This window comes from Bradyrhizobium sp. CB3481, assembly GCF_029714305.1.
Taxonomy (GTDB): domain Bacteria; phylum Pseudomonadota; class Alphaproteobacteria; order Rhizobiales; family Xanthobacteraceae; genus Bradyrhizobium.
Genome location: NZ_CP121647.1, coordinates 1,292,829 through 1,318,039, shown reverse-complemented (window position 1 = coordinate 1,318,039; position 25,211 = coordinate 1,292,829). Strand labels below are relative to the sequence as shown.

26 protein-coding genes are annotated in these 25,211 nt (G+C 64.3%); 18 read left to right on the top strand and 8 right to left on the bottom strand.

The features are described 5' to 3' along the window. Positions 1-66: 66 nt before the first annotated feature. The 4 genes from QA643_RS06300 to proC all read left to right on the top strand — a co-directional run bounded on the left by QA643_RS06300 (position 67) and on the right by proC (position 4,670). Positions 67-1,044, top strand: a complete 978-nt coding sequence (locus QA643_RS06300) for a tripartite tricarboxylate transporter substrate binding protein (protein WP_283032331.1) — start codon at positions 67-69, stop codon at positions 1,042-1,044. Positions 1,045-1,264: 220 nt separating this feature from the next. Then, on the top strand, positions 1,265-2,812 hold the full coding sequence (locus QA643_RS06295) for a glycosyltransferase family 87 protein (RefSeq protein WP_283032330.1): 1,548 nt from the start codon (positions 1,265-1,267) through the stop codon (positions 2,810-2,812). A gap of 355 nt (positions 2,813-3,167) precedes the next feature. Beyond that, positions 3,168-3,668: a YbjN domain-containing protein gene (locus QA643_RS06290; RefSeq protein WP_283032329.1), complete on the top strand. Its 501-nt coding sequence runs from the start codon at positions 3,168-3,170 to the stop codon at positions 3,666-3,668. A 180-nt stretch (positions 3,669-3,848) separates the two neighbouring features. Next, positions 3,849-4,670 carry a pyrroline-5-carboxylate reductase gene (gene proC, locus QA643_RS06285; RefSeq protein ID WP_283032328.1) on the top strand — a complete coding sequence of 274 codons (822 nt, stop codon included), beginning with the start codon at positions 3,849-3,851 and terminating at the stop codon, positions 4,668-4,670. Between the two features lie 125 nt (positions 4,671-4,795). Here the strand turns inward: proC and QA643_RS06280 are convergent, their stop codons facing one another. The 5 genes from QA643_RS06280 to QA643_RS06260 form a co-directional block, all read right to left on the bottom strand. After that, on the bottom strand, positions 4,796-5,191 hold the full coding sequence (locus QA643_RS06280; protein WP_283032327.1) for a thioesterase family protein: 396 nt from the start codon (positions 5,189-5,191) through the stop codon (positions 4,796-4,798). A 158-nt stretch (positions 5,192-5,349) separates the two neighbouring features. After that, positions 5,350-5,553, bottom strand: coding sequence for a tautomerase family protein (locus tag QA643_RS06275; RefSeq protein WP_171710092.1), 204 nt, complete (start codon positions 5,551-5,553; stop codon positions 5,350-5,352). 123 nt (positions 5,554-5,676) lie between these two features. After that, positions 5,677-7,149: a histidine--tRNA ligase gene (hisS, locus tag QA643_RS06270; protein WP_283032326.1), complete on the bottom strand. Its 1,473-nt coding sequence runs from the start codon at positions 7,147-7,149 to the stop codon at positions 5,677-5,679. Between the two features lie 167 nt (positions 7,150-7,316). After that, complete coding sequence (locus QA643_RS06265) at positions 7,317-8,207, bottom strand: branched-chain amino acid aminotransferase (RefSeq protein ID WP_283032325.1); 891 nt, start codon at positions 8,205-8,207, stop codon at positions 7,317-7,319. Positions 8,208-8,328: 121 nt separating this feature from the next. Beyond that, positions 8,329-9,405 carry a branched-chain amino acid aminotransferase gene (locus tag QA643_RS06260; RefSeq protein ID WP_283032324.1) on the bottom strand — a complete coding sequence of 359 codons (1,077 nt, stop codon included), beginning with the start codon at positions 9,403-9,405 and terminating at the stop codon, positions 8,329-8,331. Between the two features lie 332 nt (positions 9,406-9,737). Here QA643_RS06260 and QA643_RS06255 point away from each other — a divergent pair, with 332 nt between their 5' ends. Genes QA643_RS06255 through QA643_RS06245 form a run of 3 tightly spaced genes read left to right on the top strand, consistent with a single transcriptional unit; the run spans position 9,738 to position 12,420 of the window. Then, positions 9,738-10,286, top strand: coding sequence for a MarR family transcriptional regulator (locus QA643_RS06255; RefSeq protein ID WP_283034727.1), 549 nt, complete (start codon positions 9,738-9,740; stop codon positions 10,284-10,286). Then, complete coding sequence (locus tag QA643_RS06250) at positions 10,286-11,023, top strand: response regulator transcription factor (RefSeq protein ID WP_283034726.1); 738 nt, start codon at positions 10,286-10,288, stop codon at positions 11,021-11,023. The genes QA643_RS06255 and QA643_RS06250 overlap by 1 nt, the downstream gene beginning before the upstream one ends. A gap of 8 nt (positions 11,024-11,031) precedes the next feature. Next, on the top strand, positions 11,032-12,420 hold the full coding sequence (locus QA643_RS06245) for an ATP-binding protein (RefSeq protein ID WP_283032323.1): 1,389 nt from the start codon (positions 11,032-11,034) through the stop codon (positions 12,418-12,420). Between the two features lie 141 nt (positions 12,421-12,561). On the opposite strand, the gene QA643_RS06240 is transcribed toward QA643_RS06245, so the two are convergent. Further along, complete coding sequence (locus tag QA643_RS06240) at positions 12,562-13,089, bottom strand: DUF3617 family protein (RefSeq protein WP_283032322.1); 528 nt, start codon at positions 13,087-13,089, stop codon at positions 12,562-12,564. A 104-nt stretch (positions 13,090-13,193) separates the two neighbouring features. Beyond that, positions 13,194-13,523, bottom strand: coding sequence for a hypothetical protein (locus tag QA643_RS06235; RefSeq protein WP_283032321.1), 330 nt, complete (start codon positions 13,521-13,523; stop codon positions 13,194-13,196). Positions 13,524-13,690: 167 nt separating this feature from the next. Here QA643_RS06235 and QA643_RS06230 point away from each other — a divergent pair, with 167 nt between their 5' ends. The 4 genes from QA643_RS06230 (at position 13,691) to QA643_RS06215 (ending at position 16,525) form a co-directional block, all read left to right on the top strand. Further along, a complete protein-coding gene (locus QA643_RS06230) occupies positions 13,691-14,152 on the top strand; it encodes a hypothetical protein (RefSeq protein WP_283032320.1) in 462 nt (153 codons plus the stop codon). A 122-nt stretch (positions 14,153-14,274) separates the two neighbouring features. After that, positions 14,275-14,955, top strand: a complete 681-nt coding sequence (locus tag QA643_RS06225) for a ribonuclease T2 (RefSeq protein ID WP_283032319.1) — start codon at positions 14,275-14,277, stop codon at positions 14,953-14,955. 238 nt (positions 14,956-15,193) lie between these two features. Next, positions 15,194-16,054: a 23S rRNA (adenine(2030)-N(6))-methyltransferase RlmJ gene (gene rlmJ / locus QA643_RS06220; RefSeq protein WP_283032318.1), complete on the top strand. Its 861-nt coding sequence runs from the start codon at positions 15,194-15,196 to the stop codon at positions 16,052-16,054. 255 nt (positions 16,055-16,309) lie between these two features. Continuing rightward, positions 16,310-16,525, top strand: coding sequence for a cold-shock protein (locus QA643_RS06215; protein WP_028350729.1), 216 nt, complete (start codon positions 16,310-16,312; stop codon positions 16,523-16,525). A 175-nt stretch (positions 16,526-16,700) separates the two neighbouring features. On the opposite strand, the gene QA643_RS06210 is transcribed toward QA643_RS06215, so the two are convergent. Then, positions 16,701-17,324, bottom strand: a complete 624-nt coding sequence (locus tag QA643_RS06210; protein WP_283032317.1) for an outer membrane protein — start codon at positions 17,322-17,324, stop codon at positions 16,701-16,703. A gap of 228 nt (positions 17,325-17,552) precedes the next feature. On the opposite strand from QA643_RS06210, the gene uvrC reads away from it, so the two are divergent. The 7 genes from uvrC to QA643_RS06175 all read left to right on the top strand — a co-directional run bounded on the left by uvrC (position 17,553) and on the right by QA643_RS06175 (position 25,211). Then, positions 17,553-19,619, top strand: a complete 2,067-nt coding sequence (uvrC, locus tag QA643_RS06205) for an excinuclease ABC subunit UvrC (protein ID WP_283032316.1) — start codon at positions 17,553-17,555, stop codon at positions 19,617-19,619. 135 nt (positions 19,620-19,754) lie between these two features. Further along, positions 19,755-20,369, top strand: coding sequence for a CDP-diacylglycerol--glycerol-3-phosphate 3-phosphatidyltransferase (gene pgsA, locus QA643_RS06200; protein ID WP_283032315.1), 615 nt, complete (start codon positions 19,755-19,757; stop codon positions 20,367-20,369). Next, positions 20,366-20,617, top strand: a complete 252-nt coding sequence (gene moaD, locus QA643_RS06195; RefSeq protein ID WP_283032314.1) for a molybdopterin converting factor subunit 1 — start codon at positions 20,366-20,368, stop codon at positions 20,615-20,617. Before pgsA ends, moaD begins: the two co-directional genes overlap by 4 nt. Before the next feature lie 8 nt (positions 20,618-20,625). Beyond that, a complete protein-coding gene (locus QA643_RS06190; RefSeq protein WP_283032313.1) occupies positions 20,626-21,093 on the top strand; it encodes a molybdenum cofactor biosynthesis protein MoaE in 468 nt (155 codons plus the stop codon). Next, positions 21,093-22,058, top strand: a complete 966-nt coding sequence (gene prmB, locus QA643_RS06185; RefSeq protein ID WP_283032312.1) for a 50S ribosomal protein L3 N(5)-glutamine methyltransferase — start codon at positions 21,093-21,095, stop codon at positions 22,056-22,058. The genes QA643_RS06190 and prmB overlap by 1 nt, the downstream gene beginning before the upstream one ends. A gap of 108 nt (positions 22,059-22,166) precedes the next feature. Further along, a complete protein-coding gene (locus tag QA643_RS06180; RefSeq protein WP_283032311.1) occupies positions 22,167-23,513 on the top strand; it encodes an aspartate aminotransferase family protein in 1,347 nt (448 codons plus the stop codon). Between the two features lie 258 nt (positions 23,514-23,771). Continuing rightward, the gene (locus QA643_RS06175; protein WP_283032310.1) at positions 23,772-25,211 is read left to right on the top strand and encodes an EAL domain-containing protein; all 1,440 of its coding nucleotides are present in this window, start codon (positions 23,772-23,774) and stop codon (positions 25,209-25,211) included.

The following is a 25,211-nucleotide window of genomic DNA, read 5'->3' as shown; positions in this document are numbered from 1 at the left end:
CGCGGACGCGGCTTACGCGGGCACCTTCAGTTGGGATAAGTTTGCCGAAACAGGGGGACGCTCAGCATGAACCTTCTTCGCCGTCATTTTCTCAGGCTAACCGGCGCGCTCATCGCTGCCCCGATGATGCCACGCCTGGCGTCCGCGCTCGATTATCCGACGCGGCCGACGAAAATCGTGGCCGGCTTTGCCGCCGGCGGCGGCGTCGATATCACCGCGCGCCTGATCGGCCAGTGGCTGGCCGACCATCTCGGACAACCCTTTGTGGTCGAGAATCGGACCGGCGCCGGCGGCAATATCGGCACCGAGGCCGTCGTGAATGCGGCGCCCGATGGCTACACGCTGCTACTGGCGACGGTACCGAATGCGGTGAACGCGTCGCTCTACGAAAAGCTCAACTTCAATTTCGTGCGCGATATCGCGCCGGTTGCCGGCGTCATTCGCGTGCCGATGGTGGTGCTGGTCCACCCTTCGGTGCCGGCGCAGACGCTCGCCGAATTCATCGCCTACGCCAAGGCTAATCCGGGCAAGGTCAACATGGCCTCGGCCGGCAGCGGCAGCGCGCCGCACATGGCGGGCGAGCTCTTCAAGATGATGAGCGGCGTCGACATGGTGCATGTCCCCTATCGCGGCCAGGGCCCGGCGATGACCGACCTGATCGGCGGCCAGGTGCAGATCCTGTTCGCGGCTGCGCCCGGCACCGCCGATCACATCAAGACCGGCAAGCTGCGCGCGCTCGCGGTGACGACGGCGACACGCATGCCTGAAATGCCGGAGGTTCCGACCGTCGGCGACGTCGTGACGGGCTATGAGGCCAGCCAGTGGTACGGCTTCGCCGCGCCGAAGAACACGCCAACCGAGATCGTCGATAAGCTCAACAAGGAGATCAACGCGGCAATCGCCGATCCCGGCATGAAGGCGCGGCTTGCCGCCATCGGCGGCGATCCGATGCCGGGCACGCCGGCTGACTTTGGCAGACTGATCGCGGACGAAACCGAGAAGTGGAGCAAGGTGGTCCGCGCCGGCGGCCTCAAACCGGAGTAACAGCGCGCAGCCTGGCCTTTGCGGGCGGGACGCAAGATCTTCGAACGGTCTCGGGGCCATTCGATGCCGGCTGAAAACGTTCACCAATCCTTAAAGCCGGCGGCCTAGAGGTGACTGTTGCTCCCCGGATCGCCCGGGCGACGCACATGGAGCCAGCGTGACACAGGCCGCTGACGTTGCCGGCACGGATACGGGAAGGCCTGCGGATCGAACCTGGCCGATGCCCCAGCTTCGCACCAGCGTCCTGGTGCCGATCGCCATCGCACTCGGCTCGCTGCTGGCCGGCGCGGCCTATACCTGGTTCGCCGGCGAGGACGTCAACTGGGATTGGCAGAACTATCACGAGTACAACGTCTGGGCCGTCGTCACCGGCCGCTATGGCATCGACGCCCTGCCCGCCGGCTTCCAGACCTATTTCAATCCGACGGTCTATTTCCCGATCTACTACCTGCGCCACCTGCTGCCGCTGCCCTACGGGCTGATGATCATCGGCGCGGTGCACGGTCTCAATCTGCTGCTGATCTATTTCCTGATCCGCGTGCTGCTGCGCCAAGCGGCGACGGCGACCGCAATCGGGGCGTCGATCCTGATCGCAGCGGTCGGACCGATGACGCTTTCGGAAGTCGGCACGAGCTTCTCCGATATCCTCACCGCGCTGCCGATCGTTGCAGGCTGCATCCTGATCGTGTCGGCGGATGAAAAGCATCACGGACGTTATGTGCTCGCAGGGCTTTTGATCGGCGCGGCCGTCGGGCTGAAGCTGACCAATATGGTCTATGCGCTCGGCGCCGCGGCCGCCGTGCTCGCCGCCAACCGGCCATTGCTGGCCACGCTATGTCTCGGCCTCGGCGGCGCGGTCGGTGCGATCGTGACCGGCGGCGCATGGAGCGTCATGCTCTGGCGCGAGATGGGCAATCCTATTTTTCCGCTGTTCAACGCAGTCTTCCAATCGCCCGAACTGGTCCCGATCAACATCATGGACTGGCAGTTCATGCCGAGGGGGTTCCTCGATGCGCTTGCCTATCCTTTCTATTGGCTGGTTGGCGACAACAGGAGCTCGGAATATCCGTTCCGCGATGCGCGGTTTGCGGTGGCAACCCTGCTGCTCCTGCTCGGCGCAAGCAGGTCTCTCCTCGCCCGCGTGAAGATCTTCACGCAACGCGATATCCAGTTCCTGCTGTTCTGCATCGTTTCCTACGCGGCCTGGCTCGCGGTATTTTCGATTCAGCGCTACGCCATTGTGCTCGAGCTATTGTGCGCGCCGCTGATCGTGCTGTTGATCGCCCGCTGTGCGGCAGGCTCGGCATTGGGCGTGTCGTCGCTGCGCGTCAATGCCATCACGGCGGCCATAGCGGTGTCGATCGCATTGTGGTCGCAGCCCGGAGACTGGTTCCGCCGTCCCTGGTCCAATCCATTTAATCCTGCCATTGCGGAACCGCTTCACCAGCCGGCGGACTATTTCCTTCTCGACAAGCCGATCGCCTACATCGCTCCGCTGCTGCCGCCACAGTCGCGCTTCCATCAGATCGCCGACATTGCGCTGCCCATCAAGGCTGATGGTAGATTCGACCGCCGTATCCGTGCCGCCCTGAAATCGCCACTGCCGGGTGGCACATGGGAACTGCACATGCGGGGCAAACCGGTTCGCGAATCCTTGCTCGAGCGATACGGCCTGCGCATCGATGCTTCGAGGCCGTGCGTCGAAATCGAAGGCGCGCAACTCGGAACGGCGATCGAGGCGTGCCCGTTGGCCGCGCGCGAGAACTAGCTGCTGCTCCGGGCGTGAAGCCGTCACGGTCTGGCAAAATTAACCATCCATTAACTATTATGGCGGACCCGCCCAATTTCCCGGGCGCCATGGACTCCGTCGCGCTCGAATCCGATTCCGGTTTGTTCTCAAATTAATAACTGTGGCCGCGATCTGCTGTGGACGACGCCGCTTTGGCCTGTGGACGGACTCAGGGGCGAGTTGCGCGGATTCCGCAAATCACATCACTTGAGCGTCAGCAGGCCCCGAGAACGAGCAGCGATCGGGGACTGCAGTCGGCGGCGCCCCCTGAGTTCGACGCGCGCCGTGCTCCGCGTGCGTATCAAGAGAATTCAAAAACAAGGGTCGAGACGGCATGTCCCTCCTCGAAGGCATTTTCGATTCCCACAACAACCCGCTCGCGGCGGTCGAGGACATAGCCGCTGAGAACAACTGGCCGTTCGAGCGCTCCGGCGAGGACGAGGTCACCATTGTCTCCAAGGGCAACTGGACCGACTATCAGCTCTCCTTCACCTGGATGCCGGGGATCGAGGCGCTGCACCTGGCCTCCGCCTTCGACATGAAAATTCCGCCGGCGCGGCGCGCGGAAGTGCAGCGGCTGATCGCTGCGATCAACGAGCAATTGTGGGTCGGCCATTTCGACATCTGGACCCATACCGGCATGATCATGTACCGGCAGGCGCTGGTGCTGCCGGGCGGGCTGACCGCCTCGACCTCGCAATGCGAGGTCATGCTGGCCGGCGCCATCCATGCCTGCGAGCGCTACTACCCCGCGTTCCAGTTCGTGGTCTGGGCCGGCAAGAGCGCCAGCGAGGCGATGGCCGCGGCGATGTTCGATACCGAGGGCGAGGCGTAAGTTAGTTCGCTGCAGCGCTTCCACACCATCAGCGTCGTCCCTGCGAACGCAGGGATCCATACTCCGTGACCTCTGGGCTCAAGCAAACTGCTTGTGGCCGGTCTCGTGCTTCACTAGAACCGCCTGTGGTTATGGGTCCCCGCGTTCGCGGGGACGACGGATGCATTTGTGGCGGCACCTATGGCAAGCAATAACGCACTTCAAAACCTCCAGGGCACCATCGCACTGGCCGGCGCCGGCAAGATGGGTGGCGCGATGCTGACGGGATGGCTGGCCGGCGGCCTCGACGCAAGCCGCGTGACCGTGGTCGAACCGTCCCTGTCAGACGAAATCAAGGCGCTCGCCGCCAGGGGCATTCGTCTCAATCCGAACGACGCGGCCACGGCCGACACGCTGGTGGTGGCGGTGAAGCCGCAGACCTTCCGCGAGGCGGGCCCAGCGCTGAAGCGTCTGGTGGGGCCGTCGACGCTCGTCGTCTCGATCATGGCGGGCACGACGATCGCGGCGCTCGAAGAAGTCTGCGGCGGCATGGTGGTTCGCGCCATGCCGAACACGCCAGCCGCGATTGGCCGCGGCATCACCGTGGCGGTGCCCGCAAAGAATGTCAGCGCGGCGCAACGCGCCACCGCCGATGCGCTGCTGCGCGCCACCGGCTCGGTCGAATGGGTCGACGACGAAGCGCTGATGGATGCGGTGACAGCTGTGTCCGGCTCGGGCCCCGCCTATGTGTTCCTGCTCGCCGAAGAGCTTGCCCGCGCCGGTGTCGAGGCCGGCCTGCCGGCGGAACTGGCGACGAAGCTCGCGCGCGAAACCGTCGCCGGCTCCGGCGAATTGCTGCATCGCTCCGAGCTTGCTTCGGCAACGCTGCGCCAGAACGTCACCTCGCCCGGCGGCACCACGGCCGCAGCGCTGGAAGTGCTGATGGCGAACGACGGCCTGCAACCACTGATGATCCGCGCCATCGCCGCGGCGACGAAGCGCTCGAAGGAACTGGCGAAGTAAAACGAATCGCAGGTGCCGTAGGGTGGGCAAAGGCGCGCTAGCGCTGTGCCCACCATCTATCCGCATTGGCAACATGAGTGGTGGGCACGCTGCGCTCTGCCCACCCTACGGCACCGGCAACGCCGCTACTTCCCCGCAAGCCGCTTGGCAAAACTCTCGGCATTGACAAGGCCACGGGCATGGCGGCCGTCGCCGATCTTGCGCTCACCCTCGAAGGCTTCGACCTCGAAGCGGATCACGCGGCGCGCGACGGCGATCACTTTTCCCGTAACGCGCACCGTCGCGCCGACCAGCGACGCGCCGAGATGGCGGATATCGACCTCGGTGCCAACGGTGATCCAGCCCGGTTGGAGATAGGGTCTGATGGCGTCGCTCGAAGCCATCTCCATTTCCAGGATCATCATCGGTGTCGCATAGACCATCGGCATATCAGGCACGAAATGCCCGACCGTGCGCTCCGCCGGCACCACCAGCGTGCGCTCGGCACTCATACCGATCTTGATGAAATCGCGTGCGTCCATGGAATGTCTCGAGGCACAATGCCTCAGCGTCGTCCCGGCCTTGAGCCGGGACCCATAACCACAAATCGCGATTGTTGCAGCACGCCGGAGCCCCAGCTTTGTCCAACAACTAACATCGGTGGTTATGGGTCCCTGCGTTCGCAGGGACGACGAGGAGCTTACTTCTTCGCCGCGGCCGCGCGTTCGACGAACGTCTTGCCGCCCTTCATCTTGTGGGTGAGCGGCGCCTCGTTGATCTGGATCACCACCGCTTCCGCATCGACGCCAAGATTTTTCACCAGCGCCTGGGTGATGTCGCGCATCATGCCGACTTTCTGTTCCTCGGTACGGCCGGCGGCCATGCTGATGGTGATCTCGGGCATTCTCGTCTCTCCCTTTTTTGCTTTTCGTCATGGCCGGACTTGTTCCGGCCATGCACGACTTCTTCTATCAAACAAGACGTGGATGCCCGGGACAAGCCCGGGCATGACGCCTGGAGCGAATGGCTATCCCCACTTCACGTCATGGCGTGCCAGCACTTCGCGCACCTTTGCAACGATCTCGCCCTCGGCGCAGGAGAACTGCGCCGGGCGGGTCTCGCGCCATTCTTGGTTCGAGGCGATGGCGGCGGCAGCTTTCGCGCCCTCGATCAGATCCTTGATTTGAATCTCGCCGCGCGCCTTTTCATCCGATCCCTGGATGATCACGCACGGCGAATTACGGCGGTCGGCATATTTGAGCTGGTTGCCCATGTTCTTGGGATTGCCGAGATAGAGTTCGGCGCGGATATTCGCGTTACGGAGCTCCGCGACCATCTTCTGATAATCGGCGACACGGTCGCGGTCGAACACGGTGACCACGACGGGGCCGAAATCGGCGCGCGTGTCGAGCTTGCCGATCATGGTCAGCGCGGCCTGCAGGCGCGACACGCCGATCGAAAACCCGGTCGCCGGCACCGGCTCGCCGCGGAAACGCGAGACAAGGCCGTCGTAACGGCCACCGCCGCCGACCGAGCCGAAGCGCACGGGGCGGCCCTTTTCGTCCTTGGTCTCGAGCAGGAGTTCGACCTCGTAGACAGGGCCCGTGTAATATTCGAGACCGCGCACGACGGACGGGTCGATCGCAATTCGATCCGATCCGTAGCCTGATGCGGCGACCAGCTTGCTGATCGCATCGAGTTCGTCACGGCCTTCCTGACCGATCTTGCTGTCGCGCAGCCGCGCATCGAGCTGCGCGCCCTGTTCGATCGCGCTCAGGACCAACGCGATGTCATCTGGCTTCAGGCCGGCGCCCTTGGTGAAGTCGCCCGACTCATCCTTGCGGCCCTCGCCGAGCAGTTGCTGCACGCCGGAAATGCCGAGCCGATCGAGCTTGTCGATCGCGCGCATCACCGTCAGCCATTGCCCGTCATCAGCAATGCCGAGCGCATCGCGCACGCCATCCAGCACCTTGCGGTTATTCACCTTCACCACATAGGCGCCGCGGGGAATGCCGAGCGCTTCCATCGTGTCCGCCGCCATCATGCACATCTCGGCGTCGGCGGCCGGCGAGGCCGAGCCTACCGTGTCGGCGTCGAACTGCATGAACTGGCGAAAGCGGCCGGGGCCAGGCTTCTCGTTGCGGAACACGTAGCCGAAACGGTAGCTGCGATAGGGTTTTGGCAGCGCGTCGAAATTTTCCGCGACATAGCGCGCCAGCGGCGCGGTCAGGTCGTAGCGCAGCGAAATCCACTGTTCATCGTCGTCCTGGAACGAGAACACGCCCTCGTTCGGTCGGTCCTGGTCGGGCAGGAATTTGCCGAGCGCATCGGTGAACTCCATCGCCGGGGTTTCCACCGGCTCGAAGCCGTAGCGCTCATAGACTTCGCGGATCTTCTCGACCATCTGGCGCGTGGCCGCGATCGCGGCCGGGCCACGATCTTCCAAGCCGCGGGGCAGCCGCGCCTTCAACTTCTGGGGTTTTTTGGGTTTCTCGGCCATGGGCGGCTAGGTACCAGCCGGGGCGCGGCAGGGCAACCGTGTCACGCAATCAGGTCGTCATGGCCGGGCTTGGCCCGGCCATCCACGACTTTTCTTTGTCGCCAAGACGTGGATGCCCCGGACAAGCCCGGGCATGACGAAGAAACGGCGATTATCCCTGCCCGGCCTTACGCCGCAGCCGCCGTGCCCTTCGGCTGCACTTCCGCCGCATAGTCTGCCATCAACTGCTCACAGATCCTGCCGGGCGTGAACTTCCATTCCGCGATCTCGGCGACCGGGGTCACCTCTGCCGCGGTGCCGGTAATGAAGCACTCGGTGAAGCCGGCGAGCTCCTCGGGCATGATGCGGCGCTCGATCACCTCGATGCCGCGGCGCTGCGCGAGGTCGATCACGGTGGCGCGGGTGATGCCGGCAAGGAAGCAGTCGGCGATCGGTGTATGGATCTTGCCGCTCTTGACGAAGAAGATGTTGGCGCCGGTACATTCGGCGACGCGGCCCTGCCAGTCCAGCATCATCGCATCCGCATAACCCTGACGTTCCGCCTTATGCTTACTGATGGTGCAGATCATGTAGAGGCCGGACGCCTTCGCCAGCGCGGGGATTGTCGCCGGATCAGGCCGCCGGTATTCGGCCATGCACATGCGGATGCCCTTCAGCTTCTCGGCCGGATCGAAATAGCTCGGCCAGTTCCAGGCGGCGATGGCGAGATGGATGGTATTTGACGGCGCCGAGACGCCCATCATCTCCGAGCCGCGCCAGGCGATCGGGCGCAGATAGGCATCGGGCAGGTTGTTGTTGTCGATCACGAGCTGCTTTGCCGCGTCGATCTCGGCGACCGACCAGGGAATCTCGAAATCGAGGATGTTGGCCGAGGCCTTCAGCCGTTCGGAATGCGCGGTGCTCTTGAAGACTTTGCCGCCATAGGCGCGCTCGCCCTCGAACACGCAGCTCGCATAATGCAGCCCGTGGGTCAGGACGTGGACACTGGCGTCGGCCCACGGCACCAGCCTGCCGTCATACCAGATGACGCCATCGATCTTGTCGAACGAAACTCCCATGGCTTCTCTCCCGACTTGATTGCAATGAGCCGCGCGCCAGCCTCGCGCGCCCAGACGAGGCGCGCGCTACCGAGCGCTTGAGGTGATCTATCGCTTGAGCGGCGGGACTATCCGCCGCCGGTCACATGACTTTTCGAATCCAGTCGTGCGGGTCTTCCGCGCGGCCATACTGGATGTCGACGAGCTTCTTGCGCAGCCCCATGGCGACAGGGCCGGCGACGCCGCCACTGATCTGGAAATCGCCGCTCGCCGAGCACACCTTGCCGATCGGCGAGATGACGGCTGCCGTGCCGCAGGCGAACGCCTCTTTCAGTTTTCCGCTGGCGGCATCCTTGCGCCACTGCTCGATCGTATAGGGCTCCTCGCGCACGACCGTGCCGGCATCCTTCGCCAGCGCGATGATCGAATCGCGGGTGATCCCCGGCAGGATCGTGCCGAGCGGCGGTGTCGAGAGCGAGCCGTCGTCGAACACGAAGAACACGTTCATGCCGCCGAGCTCCTCGATATAGCGGCGCTCGATCGCATCGAGGAACACGACCTGATCGCAGCCGCGCTCGATGGCCTCGGCCTGCGCGCGCAGGCTCGCGGCGTAATTGCCGCCGCATTTCACCGCACCAGTGCCGCCGACCGCGGCGCGCGTGTACTTCTCCGACACCCAGATCGAGACCGGCGCCGGTCCGCCCTTGAAATAGGAGCCGACGGGGGAAGCGATCACCGCGAAGATGTATTCGGCCGAAGGCTTGACGCCGAGAAACACCTCGTTCGCGATCATGAAGGGCCGCAGGTAAAGACTGCCCTCGCCGCCCGGAATCCAGGCGCTGTCGATCCGCACGACCTGCTCGACCGCCTCGATGAACAGCGCCTCGGGCAGCGGCGCCATCGCCATGCGCTCGGCCGAATCCTTGAAGCGGCGGGCATTGGCATCGGGGCGGAACAGGTTCACGCCATTGTCGCGTTTGTAGGCCTTGAGGCCTTCGAAAATCTCCTGGGCGTAGTGCAGCACGGCCGTGGCCGGATCGAGCGCGAAATTGGCGCGGGCTTCGATGCGCGCATCATGCCAGCCCTTGGCCTGGCTATAGCGGATAATCGCCATGTGATCGGTGAAGACCCGGCCGAAACCGGGATCGGCGAGCTTTGCCGCGCGCTCCTTTTCCGGGGTCGGGTTGGCCGCAGGCTGGATTTCGAAATTCAAACTCATTTTCTTGCTTCCCGTTGCCGAACCCGGCGCAATTTCTGGCTCCCGGCATGCCGCGCCCGGGCCTATCGGCCTTAACAGGTCTGGACTTCGCCACCGCCGGCCTTGCGGGCGGTTTCCTGCGCCGTCATGTCCGTCAGGACATGCTTTTGCGGGATGCTGAAGTCCAGTATGTTTGCCGAAATGCCGCTCGACAATCGCACGGTAGTTCAATTTGCCGCCGTTGCCGCCATCGTTGGCCTTTTCCGGATGCCTGACACGTCACCAAGTTCGAAACGACTTAAAGTTTCGTCGTGGCTGGCAGTTTTGTAACATTGAACCCAAGATATGTCAACATGACTGACATAAATTTCTCAAGGGGCCCTGCCAGCCCCGATTCGCAAGCAAGCGCGGGCACATCCCCACGCCTGGGCGAAATGCGCTGGGACATTATCGAGCTGCTTTTTTTCGCCTATCGCGACTTTGTCGGCGACGCCGACCATGAGCTCGAGGCGTTCGGATTCGGCCGTGCCCATCACCGGGTGATGCATTTCGTCTACCGCTACCCCGGCCTCAAGGTCGCCGACCTGCTGGACGTCCTGCGGATCACCAAGCAGTCGCTCGGGCGGGTGCTCAAGCAGCTGCTCGACGAGGGCTACATCATCCAGAAGACCGGCAATAACGACCGCCGGCAGCGCCTTCTTTACGCCACCCCGAAGGGCGAAGCCTTGGTGGCAAAGCTCGCAGGGTTGCAGACCGACCGCATCACCCGCGCGCTGCGGGACATCAACCCCGAAGGCGCCGCTGTTATCAACCAGTTCCTGCGCGCGATGATCGATCGCGACGACCCCGACAAGGTGTTAGAAGCGATCTTCGGGACCGGCAGCAAGAAGCCAAGGGAGTGATCGTGGCGCAAGCAGCAACCATCGCGACGGCCACCGCGCGCGCGCCGCGGCAACTGGCCGACGACGCCCCGCATCTGCTCCTGGTCGACGACGATCGCCGCATTCGCGATCTGTTGTCGCGGTTCCTGTCCGGCGAAGGCTATCGCGTCACCACCGCCTCGAGCGCGACCGATGCGCGGGCAAAGCTGCTCGGCCTGCATTTCGATCTCCTGATCCTCGACGTCATGATGCCTGGCGAAACCGGCTTCGACCTGGCGCGGTTCATCCGCACCTCCTCCTCGGTGCCGATCATCATGCTGACGGCGCGCCACGAGGCGGAGGCGCGGATCGAGGGGCTGCAGATTGGCGCCGACGATTACGTCGCAAAACCGTTCGAGCCGCGCGAGCTGGTCTTGCGGATCGGCAACATCCTCAAGCGCTCCGCGCCGCCGCCGGTAGAGGCGCTGGAGCAGATCGCGTTCGGCCCTTACGTCTTTCATCTCGATCGCGGCGAGCTGCGCCAGGGCGAGGAGATCATTCACCTGACCGATCGCGAGCGTGAAATGCTGCGCATTCTCGCCGCCAGCCCCGGTGAAACCGTGCCGCGTGCAGCGCTGACCAGCGGCGGCACGGTGAACGAGCGCGCGGTCGACGTGCAGATCAACCGCCTGCGCCGCAAGATCGAACAGGATCCCGCCAATCCGCTGTTCCTGCAGGCGGTGCGTGGCATCGGCTACCGCCTGGTCGCGTCGCCCTGAGCCAGCTCATGAGCACGCTCGACACCGGCCTGACATTCATCCGCAATGCCTCGCAGCGCGTCTCCAAGGCCAATGGCTGGATGGGCAACGCGTTCAAGGGCTGGATGCCGACCGGCCTCTACGCCCGCGCGTTGCTGATCATGATCGTGCCGATGGTGATGCTGCAGACGGTGGTCGCATTCGTGTTCATGGAGCGCCACTGGAACACGGTGACACGGCATCTGTCGGCCGCCGTGGTGCAGGACATCGCGGGCCTGATCGACATTTACAAGACCTATCCTCAGGACAAGGATCGCGCGCAACTCAAGCGCATCGCGCAAGAACGGCTGGGATTGGTGGTCGATTTCCTTCCCAGGGGCGACATGCCCACGCCGGGGCCAAAGCCGTTCTTCTCGCTGCTCGACCAGTCGCTCTCGGGGCAGATCAGCCGCCAGATCAGCCGCCCGTTCTGGATCGACACTGTCGGCAATTCCAACCTGGTCGAGATCCGCATCCAGCTCGATGATGCCGTGATGCGGGTGTTCGCGCAGCGAAGCCGGGCCTACGCCTCCAATTCGGAAATCTTCATCTTCTGGATGCTCGGCACTTCCTCGATCCTCCTGATCGTCGCGGTGTTGTTCCTGCGCAACCAGATCAGGCCGATCCTGCGGCTGGCAGAGGCCGCCGAAAGCTTCGGCAAGGGCCGCGAGGTGCCGAATTTCCGCGCGCGCGGCGCGCGGGAGGTGCGGCAGGCGGCGCAGGCCTTCCTGGAAATGAAAGCCCGCGTCGAGCGCTCGATCGACCAGCGCACCGCGATGCTGGCCGGCGTCAGCCATGACCTGCGCACCATCCTGACCCGCTTCAAGCTTGAGCTGGCGCTGATCGGCGACAGCCCCGAAGTCGACGGCATGCGCAAGGATGTCGACGAGATGTCGGGGATGCTGGAGGCCTATCTCGCTTTCGCCCGCGGCGACAGCGGCGAGGTCGCGCAGCCGACCGACATGGCGATGGCACTGGAAGAGCTGCGCAGCGACGCCGAACGCCACGGCCATACCGCGACGGTAACGTTCCACGGCCTGCCCGTCGTGACGGTGAAACCAGCCTCGTTCAAGCGCTGCATCGCCAATCTCGTCTCCAACGCGGCGCGCTACGCCAAGACGGTCGCGATCACCGGACACCGCGACCACCGCTATCTGACGGTGACGGTCGACGACGACGGGCCGGGCATTCCCGTCAACATGCGCGAGGAAGTGTTCAAGCCGTTCCTGCGGCTCGACGATGCCCGCAACCAGGATGAGGGCGGCACCGGCCTCGGGCTCGCGATCGCCCGCGACATCGCCCGGTCGCATGGCGGCGACATCACGCTCAGCGACAGCCCGATGGGCGGATTGCGGGCGGCGGTCAGGGTGCCGGTGTAGCTTCTCGAGATATCCGGGCCTTCATCCTTCGAGACGCGCGAAGCCGCGTTCCTCAGGACGACGATCTATCTCCTCATGGTGAGGAGCGCGGCTATGCCGCGCGTCTCGAACCATGAGGCCACCGACTGCAATCGCGCCCCCCTACTTCTTCGGGATCAGCGCCTTCAGCTTTTCCATGTCCTTGATGTTCATCTTCATGCCGCCGGGCATCATGATGTCACCGGCCTTCTGGTCGGTCTTGCAGGCGCCGAGCCATTTGGCCTCGATCGTGGTGGTGGAATCGTGCGGGCCGACCCGCCCGCCCTCGCTATGCGAGGTCGATTTCACGGTATAGGCGGAATTGAAGTCGCCGGTGATCTCGGCGTGCGACTTCACCGTCACCCCGGCGACGCCGCAAACGGAATCGGTGACATAGCCGGTCGCCGTCTTCTGGATGTCCTGCTTGGAGCAGATGTCCTTGGCCACCGGCGACATGGCGGTGCTCATGTCCTTGTCGGTGGTCTCGTCAGTGCACTGCTGCATGGTCATCTCCGGCACAGATCCGCCGCTCAGCACCTTCATCTCCCACAGGCCGGCTTTGCGTACCGGCAGCTCCACCGCACCGGCGCCCATTGGCGCTAGGGCAAGCAAAATAGCGGCCGAACCAGCCGCAACAAGGAATCGTCTCATGCGTGTATTCCCCTGAAGTCTTCAACGCTATCGTGCGCGCGAAAGTGAACACACGCTTTGCGTGGCGAAAACATGTCCGGCCGGGGAAAGCTGGCGGGCCGAGCTCAGTAGAGCGTGCGCAGCGGCCGCTCGGCGGCGCCATAGGGCACCCAGCGGCAAGCAAAGGAAACGTAGCCGCCGTAATTGGGCTGCACGCCGAGGAATTTCACCACCTTGCCGTAGCGGGCGCAGTGGTCGACGGCGAGCTGGCGGGCATCGGCCTGCGTCGCGAGCGAATAGGCGATGATGCCGCCGGTGTCGTTGCCCTTCATCGGCGGCACCGTGTCGATATCGATCCACTGCGCCTGCGCCGGCGCGCTGGCCAGCATTCCGCCCAAGACTCCGCCCAAGACCCCACCCATGGCAATCAGGCTCGCGGCCAGAATTCTTCGCATCGCAGACTCCATTTCGCTCGAAGCCCACCATAGTGTGCGCCGATGGCCGTGAAAAGAATGGGTTGGAGCACGGGGCGGACTTGGCCGTCAGGTGTTGCCTCGCTGCACTTGACCTTGTCAGGCCTTCGCGGCACCGTCCCGTGCGTTGGCTTTAGCGACGGATTCCCATGCGCAACCTGTTCACATCCTTGCGAGCTCTCGGCCCGATCACGGCGGCGCTTGCCCTCTTTGTTTCCAGCCATGCTGCACAGGCCGCCAATCCGCTGCAGCTGAATTTCGGCCTGTTCGGGCCGGACTATGAGGGCCGGGTCGCCGAATGCGAGCGGGCGCTGCCGACCATCGCGACGCAATTTCGCGAGAAGGAAGGCAAGTTCTGGAATTCGGCGCTTGTCATCACCGGCTTCGGCCGGATCCATGAGACCGCATTCCGGCCCTGGCAGTCCGACAACGTTCCGCGCCGTTATTGCAGCGGCGACGTGATGCTGAGCGACGGCAAGATGCGCACCGTGCACTACTCGATCATCGAGGACGGCGGCTTTGCCGGCTATGGCCAGGGTGTCGAATGGTGCGTGACCGGTCTCGACCGCAACTGGGCCTACGGCCCCGGCTGCCGCGCCGCCCGACCCTGATTGCTGGTTCGCCACCTTTGAACGGCTCCGCTTGCGGAGCGAGCGGACGAATTCCCAAATTTTGTTCTTGAAATGTTCCGGTTCCCTGCTAGGCTCCCGGTAGTCGAGTAGAGGGGCGCCCGATGCACCGATCCGGTATCATTTCACGATTTCTGATTTCATTGGCGCTCGTCGTCGTCTCGGTCGGGATGGCGGCCGCCCAGGATAGCCGGCAGAACACGCCGGGTGAGTTCGATTTTTACGTCCTGGCTCTTTCCTGGTCGCCCTCGTTCTGTGAGGCGGCGGCCGAGCGCGGCAATAGCGGGCGCTCGCAGGTCCAGTGCAGCCGCCCGTATTCCTTCGTGGTCCATGGCCTCTGGCCGCAATATGAGCGCGGCTTTCCGGAATATTGCCAGCGGCCCGCGCCGCGGCTCGACCGCAACATCATGACCTCGATGCTGGACCTGATGCCGGCACCCGGCCTGATCTTCAACGAGTGGGACAAGCACGGCACCTGTTCAGGCCTTGGCGCACGCGGGTACTTCGAAAACATCCGCAAAGCGCGCGCGGCGGTGAAGATCCCCGAGGAATTCCTGCAACTATCCGAAGAGAAGACCATCGCCCCCGGCGATCTCGAGGCCGCCTTCATCAAGATCAACCCGGGCCTTAGCCCTGCGGCGATTTCGGTGACCTGCTCGAGCCGGCGCCTCAGCGAGGTGCGGATCTGCCTGAGCAAGGACATGCAATTCCACACCTGCGAGGAAATCGACCGCCGCGCCTGCCGGCGTGACGAGGTCGTGATGCCGCCGGTGCGAGGCGGTTAGTTATCCCTTTCGCCATGCCGGCGCATGGCGGCTTCTTTGCGCAGACAACTCGTCTGCGTTCCCGGCCATTCACGCCTTTATCGTCATCTGCAAGACACGTGGATGGCCGGGATCTACCTCTGCGAAGCGCGTTCCAGCTTCATCGGTGCCACGATCGCGTTTGCGTTGACAGAGAGGACAAGGCTGCCGGCGACGGGTAGAAGACGGGTTAAGTTTTTTCCGATTGGTCGCCACTGCCATGAACTACCGACACGCCTTTCACGCCGGCGGCTTTGCCGATGTCATCAAGCACATCGTGCTGGTGCGCATGCTGACCTATCTGCAGGAAAAGCCGGCCGCATTTCGCGTCATCGATACCCATGCCGGCGCCGGGCGCTACGATCTCACGGGTGAAGAGGCGCGCCGCGGCGGCGAATGGCTGACCGGCATCGCCCGGATGATGCAGGCGCGGTTTTCGGACAGCGTGCTGCCGCTGGTCGGCCCCTATCTCGATATCGTCAGGGCCTTCAACACACCGGGCAAGCTCGAGGCCTATCCCGGCTCGCCCCTGATTGCTCGGGCGCTGCTGCGGCCGCAGGACCGCCTTACCGCCTGCGAAATCGAGCCGGGCGCCCGCAAGCAACTGATCGATGCGCTGCGCCGCGACAGTCAGGCGCGGGTGGTCGATCTCGACGGCTGGACGGCATTGCCGGCTTTCGTGCCGCCCAACGAACGGCGCGGGCTGGTGCTGATCGATCCCGCGTTCGAACAAAAAGACGAATTCGAACGGCTGGCCGGCACATTCGCCGAGGCCTATGCGAAATGGCCGACCGGCAGCTACCTGATCTGGTATCCGGTGAAGAGCCGGCGCATCACCGACACCTTGGCGCACGCCGTCGCGGGCGCCGCCGCGGCGAGCCGGCCGGCTGGAAAATGCCTGCGGCTCGAATTCAGCGTCGCGCCCCAAGAGGCCGGCGGCCCCCTCGCCTCCACCGGCCTCCTGATCGTCAATCCGCCGTGGACACTCGCGGGTGAATTGAAGACAATTCTACCCGAACTCGAAAAACCGCTCGGCCAGGGCGGCGCCGGCCGCTTCAGGCTGGAGGTACCCAAGCCCTGACGAGGCGGTGAATATTGCGAATCGCCGTAGGCAACTGGAACAAAACCGTATTATGCTCAGGCCATTGGGACTGGCTTTACGTTCCGCTTCCGCGAATGGTTGCGGCGGAGTGATCAAGGCCGAATAAAAAATCCAGGCTGGTCGGCGGCATGAGCCCGATCGGCCGAGGTGGCCAAGCTTCCGGCAGCGAATGTCCGGTCAGCCGCTACGCGGGTTGCGCGGAGCGGCGGAGCAATACGGGGGAGGAGTTTCCCGATGGCCATGACTGGAACAGTCAAGTTCTTCAACGGAGAACGCGGCTACGGCTTCATCAAGCCCGATGATGGCGGCCGCGATGTGTTCGTGCACATCACCGCCGTCGAGCGGGCCGGATTGAAGGATCTGACAGAAGGACAGCGCATCACGTTCGAGGTTGAACCGGACAAGAAGGGCAAGGGGCCCAAAGCGGTCAACCTCGTGATTTCGTCGTGAGTTGATGCTCGCGTTGGACGCCGACTGAGTTCTTGCTGCGAAAGACTGCGCCGGGCGCGGTATCGCCCCGAGCGTCAAAGGCACGCGGCGTTCGCCTGCCCGTTTAGCCAAGAGGCAAAAAAAATCCCGGCGACTTACTGCCGCCGGGAGATTGTGACCGACAGTTTCTTTGTTCTCAGAAGCGATAGTTCACGCCGGCCCGGATCAAGCCGAACCGGTAGCCGTTCGACCCACCTGTAATGACGAAGTTGCTGTTGGCCAGATCGACATAGAGATATTCGATCTTGGCGCTCCAGTTACGATCAAGGCCCATCTCGGCGCCGGCGCCGAGCGTCCAGCCCGCATTGGTGTGCGATTCGGTCAGGCCGAATGTCGTGGCGCGCAGTTCGCCGAAAGCCAGACCGCCCGTGCCGAAGAACATGACATTGTTGAACGCGTAGCCGACCCGGCCGCGGACCGTGCCGAACCAGGGATTGGAGAATTTCCACGGCGCGAAGGTTTCTTCGGCGGCGGTGGCCTGGATGTCACCTTCGAGGCCGAACACGAACGATCCGTTCTGCCAGTTGTAGCCGGCCTGGACACCTCCGACGAAACCGGACGGCTTGGTCGGATTGTTGGCGACCGAGCCCCAGGCATAGCCGAGGTTGACGCCGAGATAGGGACGGGCCCAGCTATCGGAACGGTACAGCGTGTCGTTGACGGTTAGGGGGGCACCCGAGCCGTAGAAGTCGGCCGCCTGTGCCGACGTCGTCAAGCCCGCAGCGCTCAGCGCCAGCGCGGCCACGGCGAACCTGCTCATCACGCAACTCCACGCAACTGCCACAACCGCCGGGCAACAAGCCGGCCTGGTTACGGAACTCCACTCTATTTCGATAGGATTTATCGAGAGTTTTAAGTTAAAGGGTTGTTAAGCCGGGTTACCTGCCGGCTCATCATTCTTAACAACGGGTTAGCAGGCTTCCTTCATCCAGCGCGGAGTACGCTCCAGGCGCTGGCGATGCAGCCTTGCACCGCCTAATTTAGGCCCATGGATCACGATTCCACCGACCACCCAAAACCCCCGCGGAAAGAGCGGAAGGGTTCCCAGCCGGATGTGCCGCCACAGGACCTGACCGCCGCCGACGTCGATCCCGCGACGTCAGCCGCCGAGGAGGATGAGGAGGCACGCCTCCCGGAAGCCGCCGAGGAGCCCGTCGAGGCGATTGCCGAGGGCCCGCTGGCGGTCGGTCACGCGGCGATCGAAAACGCGGTGCGGCTGGCCCCGACCTCGCCCGGCGTCTACCGCATGCTCAATGCCGCCGGCGACGTGCTCTACGTCGGCAAGGCGAAGAGCGTCCGCAAGCGGCTCTCCTCCTACGCCCGCGCCAACGCCCCGCTGCCGGCGCGCATCCTGCGGATGATCGCGGCGACCGTGACCGTCGAAATCGTCTCCACCTCGACCGAGACCGAGGCGCTGCTGCTCGAAGCCAACCTGATCAAGCAGCTCAGGCCGCGCTTCAACGTGCAACTGCGCGACGACAAGTCGTTTCCCTATATCCTGCTCACCGGCGACCACTGGGCGCCGCAGATCCTCAAGCATCGCGGCGCGCAGAGCAGGCCCGGGCGATATTTCGGGCCGTTCGCATCCGCCGGCGCGGTCAACCGCACGATCACGGCCCTGCAGCGCGCCTTCCTGATCCGCTCCTGCACCGACGGCTTTTTCGAAAGCCGCACGCGGCCGTGCCTGCTCTACCAGATCCGCCGCTGCTCGGGCCCCTGCACCCGCGAGATCGACTTCCCCGGCTATACCGAGCTGGTGCGCGAGGCGACGGATTTCCTTTCCGGCCGCAGCCATGCGGTGAAGGAGCTGCTCGCCGCCGAGATGGAGAAGGCCTCGAACGACCTCGAATTCGAGACCGCCGCGCTGTACCGCGACCGCCTCGCCGCGCTGTCGGCGATCCAGTCGCAACAGGGCATCAATCCGCGCACCGTCGAAGAGGCCGACGTGTTCGCCATCCATCAGGAAGGCGGCTATTCCTGCGTGGAAGTGTTCTTCTTCCGCACCGGCCAGAACTGGGGCAACCGCGCCTACTTCCCGCGCGCCGAGAAATCATTCACACCGGAGGAAGTGCTGGCCTCGTTCCTCGCGCAATTCTACGACGACAAGCCGCCGCCAAAGCTCATCCTGCTGTCGCATGAGATCGAGGAATGTGCCCTGCTGGCCGATGCCCTCTGCGTGAAGGCCGGCTACAAGGTCGAAATCTCCGTGCCGAAGCGCGGCGAGAAAAAGGAATTGGTCACGCACGCGCTGATCAATGCGCGCGAGGCGCTCGGCCGCAAGCTCGCCGACACGGCAACGCAGAGCCGGCTCCTGGAATCGATGGCCGCGACGCTCGGCCTGCCGCAAACGCCCAAGCGCATCGAGGTCTACGACAACAGCCACATCCAGGGCACCAACGCGGTCGGCGCCATGATCGTGGCGGGGCCGGATGGCTTCATCAAGAACCAGTACCGCAAGTTCAACATCAAGTCCGAGGGACTGACACCGGGCGACGACTACGCGATGATGCGCGAGGTGCTGGAGCGGCGCTTCAAGCGCCTGTTGAAGCCGCCGGAGGGCGAAGCCGCCAAGGCCAAGGCGGACGATGATTCGTTTCCGCAATGGCCGGACCTCGTCATCATCGACGGCGGCCGCGGTCAGCTCAACGCTATCAGGGAAATTTTCGCCGGCCTCGGACTCACCCAGGTCTCGCTCATGGCGGTGGCGAAGGGTCCGGACCGCGATGCCGGACGGGAAACCCTGTTCATGCCGGACCGCGAAGCCATCAAGCTCGAACCGCGCGATCCCGTGCTGTATTTCATCCAGCGGCTGCGCGACGAGGCGCATCGCTTCGTAATCGGATCGCACCGAAAACTGCGGAAAAAGGACATAAGGGAGGCCGGCCTACAGGAAATCCCGGGGATCGGCCCGTCACGCAAACGTGCCTTGCTGCACCACTTCGGAACGCTGAAGGAGATCGAGCGGGCCTCGATCGCGGACCTCGGCAAGGTTCCGGGCGTTAGCGCCGAAAGCGCCCGCAAGATCTTCGAGTTTTTTCATGCACAGCCGGGTTAAGGGCACTTTGTTAAGGCATGCCTTGGAGCCGAAAAGCCCTTGGAGCCGGAAAGCATGTCATTGGGGCGTCGCCTGCGACAGATGATCTAAGTCCGCAAGGTTGACCTTCACGTTCCAGCGGTATTGGTAAGACGGATGAACATCGCAACAACCAGAGGACAGGGCAAAACCCTGTCCATACCGAATATCCTGACTTACGCCCGCATTGCCGCCATTCCGGTGGTAGTCGGCTGCGTCTTTGCCCAGTCCATCCTGGACGGTCCGCTATGGCTGCGCTGGGTGGCCCTGGCTGTCTTCATTGCCGCCGCAGTGACAGACTACCTCGATGGTTACTATGCGCGAATTTGGGACCAGCAGTCTGCCTTTGGCCGGATGCTCGACCCAATCGCCGACAAGCTCCTGGTCGCGTCCTGCCTCTTGATGCTGGCAGCCGACAGCAGCATCCATGGCTGGACGCTGTGGGCTGCCATCGTGATCCTATGCCGCGAAATCCTGGTCTCGGGCTTGCGGGAATATCTGGCGGCGCTGCGGGTCAGCGTGCCCGTGACCAAGCTGGCGAAGTGGAAGACCACGATCCAGCTGGTCGCGATCGGCTTTCTGATCGCGGGCGAGGCCGGCGAGCAGATCCTGCCCGCCACCACCCTGATCGGCATCATCCTGCTGTGGATGTCGGCGCTCTTCACGATCTATACCGGCTGGGATTATTTCCGCGCCGGCATCCATCACCTCATCAAGGAGGATGAGGGATGAAAGTCAAATATTTCGCGTGGGTGCGTGAACGAATCGGCGTGGCGGAGGAAACCATCGAGCCGCCGGCCGACGTGCGCACGGTGAACGATCTGATCGGCTGGCTCTCCAGCCGCGGCGACGCCTACGCCTACGCTTTCGAGAAGCCGAAGGTGATCCGCGCGGCGATCGATCATGCGCATGTCAAACCGGATGCGGTGATATCGGGCGCGCGCGAGATTGCGTTCTTCCCGCCAATGACCGGCGGTTGACTTCAACCATGTCCGTCACCGCGACCATTCGCATTCAGGAAGGCGATTTCGAGCCTGCGCAGGAGATTGCGGCGCTCACCCGTGGCCGCACCGATATCGGCGCAGTCGTGACCTTCAGCGGCATCTGCCGCGGCAGCGAGAACGGCGCGCCGATCGCGGCATTGACCCTCGAGCATTATCCCGGCATGGTGGAGGCCGAGATCGCCCGACACGCCGAGGAGGCGCTGGCGCGCTGGCCGTTGCAGGGCCTCACCGTCATTCACCGGTTCGGCCGCATCGCGCCGGGCGAGAACATCGTGCTGGTCGTGACCGCGTCGGCGCATCGTCAGGCCGCCTTTGAAGCCGCGGAATTCCTGATGGACTACCTCAAGACCAGCGCACCGTTCTGGAAGCGCGAGGAAAGCGAGAACGGCGCGGCCTGGGTCGAGGCGCGCGACCACGACGACGCGGCCGCCGCGCGCTGGGCCAAATCCTGATGGCCAAGCCCAAGAAAGCGGCAGCGAGGCGAGGCGCCAGCCCAGCCAAATTGCCCAAGGTCGGCGCGGGCGAATTGCTGACGCTGCTCGACTTCGTCCGCTACGCGATCAGCCGCTTCACCGAGGCCAAGCTGGTATTCGCGCACGGCACCACCGATCCGGTGGCCGAGGCCGCGTTCATCGTCTGCGAGGCGCTGCACCTGCACCCCGACCAGTTCGAGGCGTTTGCGACCGCGCGCGTCACATCGGCCGAAGGCAAGAAGATTCTCGACCTGATCGCGCGCCGCGTCACGACGCGAAAGCCGGCCGCCTATCTCGTCAACAAGATCTACATGCGCGGCCTGCCCTTCTATGTGGACGAGCGTACCATCGTGCCGCGCTCCTTCATCGGCGAATTGCTCGACCAGCATTTCGGCGGCGACGGCGACGATGAGGCCGGCTCGCTGATTTCGGATCCGCACGCGGTGGAGCGCGTGCTCGATCTCTGCACCGGCTCCGGCTGCCTTGCCATTCTGGCGAGCCGGAATTTTCCCAACGCCGAAATCGACGCGGTCGATATTTCAAAGGATGCGCTCGAGGTCGCCGCGCGCAATGTCGGGGATTACGGGCTGCAGGACCGCCTTACGCTGTATCGCGGCGATCTGTTCAAGCCGCTCGATGGCAAGCGCTACGACCTGATCATCTCCAACCCACCCTATGTCGACGCCGAGGGCATGGCCAGCCTGCCGCGCGAATGCCGCGCCGAGCCGAAGCTGGCCTTCGACGGCGGCGCCGACGGGATCGATATTGTCCGCCGTATCCTCGACGAGGCCGCCGCGCATTTGACGCCGCAGGGCGGGCTATTATGCGAAGTCGGCCGCTGCCGCCCGCAGATCGATGCCGCCTATCCGCAGCTGCCGCTGCTCTGGCTCGACACCGAGGATTCCGAGGGCGAAGTATTCTGGATCGCCGGGGCGGATCTCTGAAGTGTAGAAGTTGCGCGGAAATATCACGGCGCGGCGGCGTTCCCGTTGAGCGGTGAAACTGGTAGTTTGGCACGAACCCAACGTTCCAAACATCAAAGAGGCCGCCCCATGCTGGACAAGAGCCCCCGCCCGACCCCGGTCAATGTTCCGAACGATCTCGCCGCGCACTGGATGCCGTTCACCGCGAACCGGGCGTTCAAGAAAAACCCGCGGCTGCTCACCGGCGCCAAGGACATGCATTACTTCACCGCCGACGGCCGCAAGCTGATCGATGCCGCCGCCGGGATGTGGTGCACCAATGCCGGCCACGGCCGCACGCAAATTTCGGACGCCATTGCCAAGATGGCCGCGACGCTGGACTACGCCCCGCCGTTCCAATTCGGCATTCCGCAGGCGTTCGAACTCGCCAGCCGCATCGCCGAGCTGGCACCGAAAGGCCTCGACCACGTCTTCTTCTGCAACTCCGGCTCGGAGGCAGCCGATACCGCGCTGAAGATCGCGCTCGCTTATCAGCAGATCAGCGGCCAGGGCGGCCGCTCGCGCCTGATCGGCCGGGTGCGCGGCTATCACGGCGTCGGCTTCGGCGGCACGGCGGTCGGCGGCATCGTCGGCAACCGCAAGATCTTCGGCTCGCTGTTGTCGGGCGTCGACCACCTGCCGGCGACCTATGACCGCGAGAAGCAGGCCTTCACCAAGGACGAGCCGGAATATGGCGCGCATTTCGCCGACGCGCTGGAGGATCTCGTCAACCTGCATGGCGCCAACACCATCGCCGCCGTGATCGTCGAGCCGATGGCCGGGTCGACCGGCGTGCTGGCTGCGCCGAAGGGCTATCTCAAGCGGCTGCGCGAGATCACCCAGAAGCACGGCATCCTCCTGATCTTCGACGAGGTGATCACCGGCTTCGGCCGGCTCGGCTTTGCCTTTGCCGCCGAGCGCTACGGCGTGCTGCCTGACATGATCACCTTTGCCAAGGGCGTCACCAATGGCGCCGCCCCGATGGGCGGCGTGCTGGTGCGCGACACCATCCATGACGCCTTCATGACCGGCCCCGAGCACGTGGCCGAGCTCGCCCATGGCTACACCTATTCGGCGCATCCGCTGGCCTGCGCCGCCAGCCTTGCCACGCTCGACATCTACCGCGACGAAAAGCTGTTCGAGCGCGCCAACCAGCTCGAGCCGAAATTCGCCGACGCCGTGATGTCGCTGAAGGGTCTGCCCAACGTGGTCGATATCCGTACCATCGGTTTGACCGCCGGTATCGACCTTGCGCCATCGGCGGACGGAGTGGGCAAGCGCGGCTTTGCCGGGCTCAACAGCGCCTTCCACGACAACGACATCATGCTCCGCGCCGTCGGCGACACGCTGGCGCTGACCCCGCCGCTGATCGTCACCGAGGACCAGATCGGCGAGATCGTGGACAAGGTCGGCAAGGTGATCCGGGCGGTCACGTAGACGCCTCCGCCGTGCCCCGGCCTCGAGCCGGGGCCCACATCTCCACGGTCCCGGTGCTTCGACATGGGTCCCGGCTCAAGGCCGGGACGCGAACACGTTGGAACGCATTTCCAGTTCCAACCGTGTCCAAAGAACACTGCTTGGCGAATCAACATTGATGCTAAGGTTGCTGCGCTTGGGAGCGCAGACGGACCGTGCCTGTAACTTCCGTGTTTTCCCGGGTGAAGACAGTTCGGACCTCAAGGCGTAGCGCGCGACATGATTCGCATTTCGACGATTTTCATCGCCATCTGCATGGTGCTGGTTGCAGCCTCACTCGGGCTCGCCCTGCATGCGCTGGCGGGCTTCAACGGCATGGAATCGGCGATCGTGGCGCTCACCGCGCTGACCTTCCTGATCCTCTACAACGCCGTGTCGATGCGGCTGCGCGACCGCTCCGACGTCGGCGGCCAGATCGCCGATCTTTCCCGCGGCACGGCTGACCTCGCCCGGCAGGTCGCCGAGTTCGGCCGCCGGCTCGCCGCCGTCGAGGGACGGATTGTATCGGCGAACTCTGCCAGCTCCGATCGTATCCAGGCGGTTGTCGGCGAAATCAGCGAGCTTGGCGTGCTGGTCAAGCAACTGGCGGTCTCGGTGGCGAGCCACGAGGATCTCATCGCCGCCGGCGCCGCGGCGGCGGCTGCAGCCCCTGCGGCTAAACCGGAGCCCGAACCGCAGTACGAGCCTGCCCCAGCCGTGGTGCAGCCTGCGCCTGCCGTCAGGCCGACCCCGGCAGCGGCTGCCCCGGAAGCCGCTTCACGGGGCCAGCCCCAACTGCTCGCCGCCGTGAAGAACGCCCTCGAGGAAAGCCGGCTCGACATCTACCTGCAGCCGATGGTGACGCTGCCGCAGCGCAAGGTCCGCTTCTATGAGGCGGTGACGCGGCTGCGCGACGACAAGGACCAGATCATCGCCGCCGACGATTTCATTGCCACCGCCGAGGCCGGCGGGCTGATCGGCAAGATCGACCATGCGGTGATGCTGCGCTGCGTGCAGGTGCTGCGCCGCCTGATGGTGCGCAACAAGGATGTCGGCGTGTTCTGCAACGTCTCGGCGGCAACGCTCGCCAACCCCGCCAATTTCGCCCAGTGCCTGGACTTCCTCGAAGCCAATCGGGCGCTGGCGCCGTCCTTCGTGCTCGAATTCAAGCAGGCGATGTTCCGCCGGCTCGGTCCGATCGAGGTCGAGCACCTCGCCGCCCTGTCGCAGCGCGGCTACCGCTTCTCGATCGATCATGTCACCGACCTCAGGATCGAGCCGCGCGAGCTGGCCGATCGCGGCGTCCGTTTCATCAAGGTGCCGGCGGCCTTGCTGCTCGATCCCAAGCAGAGCTCGGCCTCGGACATTCACCCCTCAGACCTTTCCGATCTGCTCGGCCGCTTCGGCATCGACCTGATCGCCGAGAAGATCGAGGGCGAGCGCGCGGTGGTGGACCTGCTCGATTACGACGTACGCTTCGGCCAGGGTTTTCTGTTTGCGCCGCCGCGGCCGTTGCGGCCGGAAGGGGCATCTGCTACCGGCGGGGCGACAGCGAACAAGGAACCCGGCACTCCCAATGCCTCCAGTACCCCCGTTTCCATGGCAAGCCAGCCTGCACAGCCCCCGGTGCGGGCGAGCGGCAATGCCGCCCTGGCGCGCCGTGCCGCAGGACCGGGCTAA

Bases quoted from the DNA above. Each gene is read 5' to 3' on its own strand.
- QA643_RS06235 (WP_283032321.1), bottom strand. From the start codon at position 13,523: ATGCGAAGAATTCTGGCCGCGAGCCTGATTGCCATGGGTGGGGTCTTG.
- QA643_RS06255 (WP_283034727.1), top strand. From the start codon at position 9,738: ATGACTGACATAAATTTCTCAAGGGGCCCTGCCAGCCCCGATTCGCAA.
- uvrC (WP_283032316.1), top strand. From the start codon at position 17,553: ATGGATCACGATTCCACCGACCACCCAAAACCCCCGCGGAAAGAGCGG.
- QA643_RS06275 (WP_171710092.1), bottom strand. From the start codon at position 5,553: ATGCCCGAGATCACCATCAGCATGGCCGCCGGCCGTACCGAGGAACAG.
- rlmJ (WP_283032318.1), top strand. From the start codon at position 15,194: ATGAACTACCGACACGCCTTTCACGCCGGCGGCTTTGCCGATGTCATC.
- QA643_RS06230 (WP_283032320.1), top strand. From the start codon at position 13,691: ATGCGCAACCTGTTCACATCCTTGCGAGCTCTCGGCCCGATCACGGCG.
- QA643_RS06260 (WP_283032324.1), bottom strand. From the start codon at position 9,405: ATGAGTTTGAATTTCGAAATCCAGCCTGCGGCCAACCCGACCCCGGAA.
- QA643_RS06295 (WP_283032330.1), top strand. From the start codon at position 1,265: ATGCCCCAGCTTCGCACCAGCGTCCTGGTGCCGATCGCCATCGCACTC.
- QA643_RS06265 (WP_283032325.1), bottom strand. From the start codon at position 8,207: ATGGGAGTTTCGTTCGACAAGATCGATGGCGTCATCTGGTATGACGGC.
- QA643_RS06190 (WP_283032313.1), top strand. From the start codon at position 20,626: ATGTCCGTCACCGCGACCATTCGCATTCAGGAAGGCGATTTCGAGCCT.
- QA643_RS06245 (WP_283032323.1), top strand. From the start codon at position 11,032: ATGAGCACGCTCGACACCGGCCTGACATTCATCCGCAATGCCTCGCAG.
- QA643_RS06240 (WP_283032322.1), bottom strand. From the start codon at position 13,089: ATGAGACGATTCCTTGTTGCGGCTGGTTCGGCCGCTATTTTGCTTGCC.
- pgsA (WP_283032315.1), top strand. From the start codon at position 19,755: ATGAACATCGCAACAACCAGAGGACAGGGCAAAACCCTGTCCATACCG.
- proC (WP_283032328.1), top strand. From the start codon at position 3,849: ATGGCAAGCAATAACGCACTTCAAAACCTCCAGGGCACCATCGCACTG.
- QA643_RS06180 (WP_283032311.1), top strand. From the start codon at position 22,167: ATGCTGGACAAGAGCCCCCGCCCGACCCCGGTCAATGTTCCGAACGAT.
- QA643_RS06175 (WP_283032310.1), top strand. From the start codon at position 23,772: ATGATTCGCATTTCGACGATTTTCATCGCCATCTGCATGGTGCTGGTT.
- moaD (WP_283032314.1), top strand. From the start codon at position 20,366: ATGAAAGTCAAATATTTCGCGTGGGTGCGTGAACGAATCGGCGTGGCG.
- QA643_RS06300 (WP_283032331.1), top strand. From the start codon at position 67: ATGAACCTTCTTCGCCGTCATTTTCTCAGGCTAACCGGCGCGCTCATC.
- QA643_RS06210 (WP_283032317.1), bottom strand. From the start codon at position 17,324: ATGAGCAGGTTCGCCGTGGCCGCGCTGGCGCTGAGCGCTGCGGGCTTG.
- hisS (WP_283032326.1), bottom strand. From the start codon at position 7,149: ATGGCCGAGAAACCCAAAAAACCCCAGAAGTTGAAGGCGCGGCTGCCC.
- QA643_RS06225 (WP_283032319.1), top strand. From the start codon at position 14,275: ATGCACCGATCCGGTATCATTTCACGATTTCTGATTTCATTGGCGCTC.
- QA643_RS06215 (WP_028350729.1), top strand. From the start codon at position 16,310: ATGGCCATGACTGGAACAGTCAAGTTCTTCAACGGAGAACGCGGCTAC.
- QA643_RS06280 (WP_283032327.1), bottom strand. From the start codon at position 5,191: ATGGACGCACGCGATTTCATCAAGATCGGTATGAGTGCCGAGCGCACG.
- QA643_RS06290 (WP_283032329.1), top strand. From the start codon at position 3,168: ATGTCCCTCCTCGAAGGCATTTTCGATTCCCACAACAACCCGCTCGCG.
- prmB (WP_283032312.1), top strand. From the start codon at position 21,093: ATGGCCAAGCCCAAGAAAGCGGCAGCGAGGCGAGGCGCCAGCCCAGCC.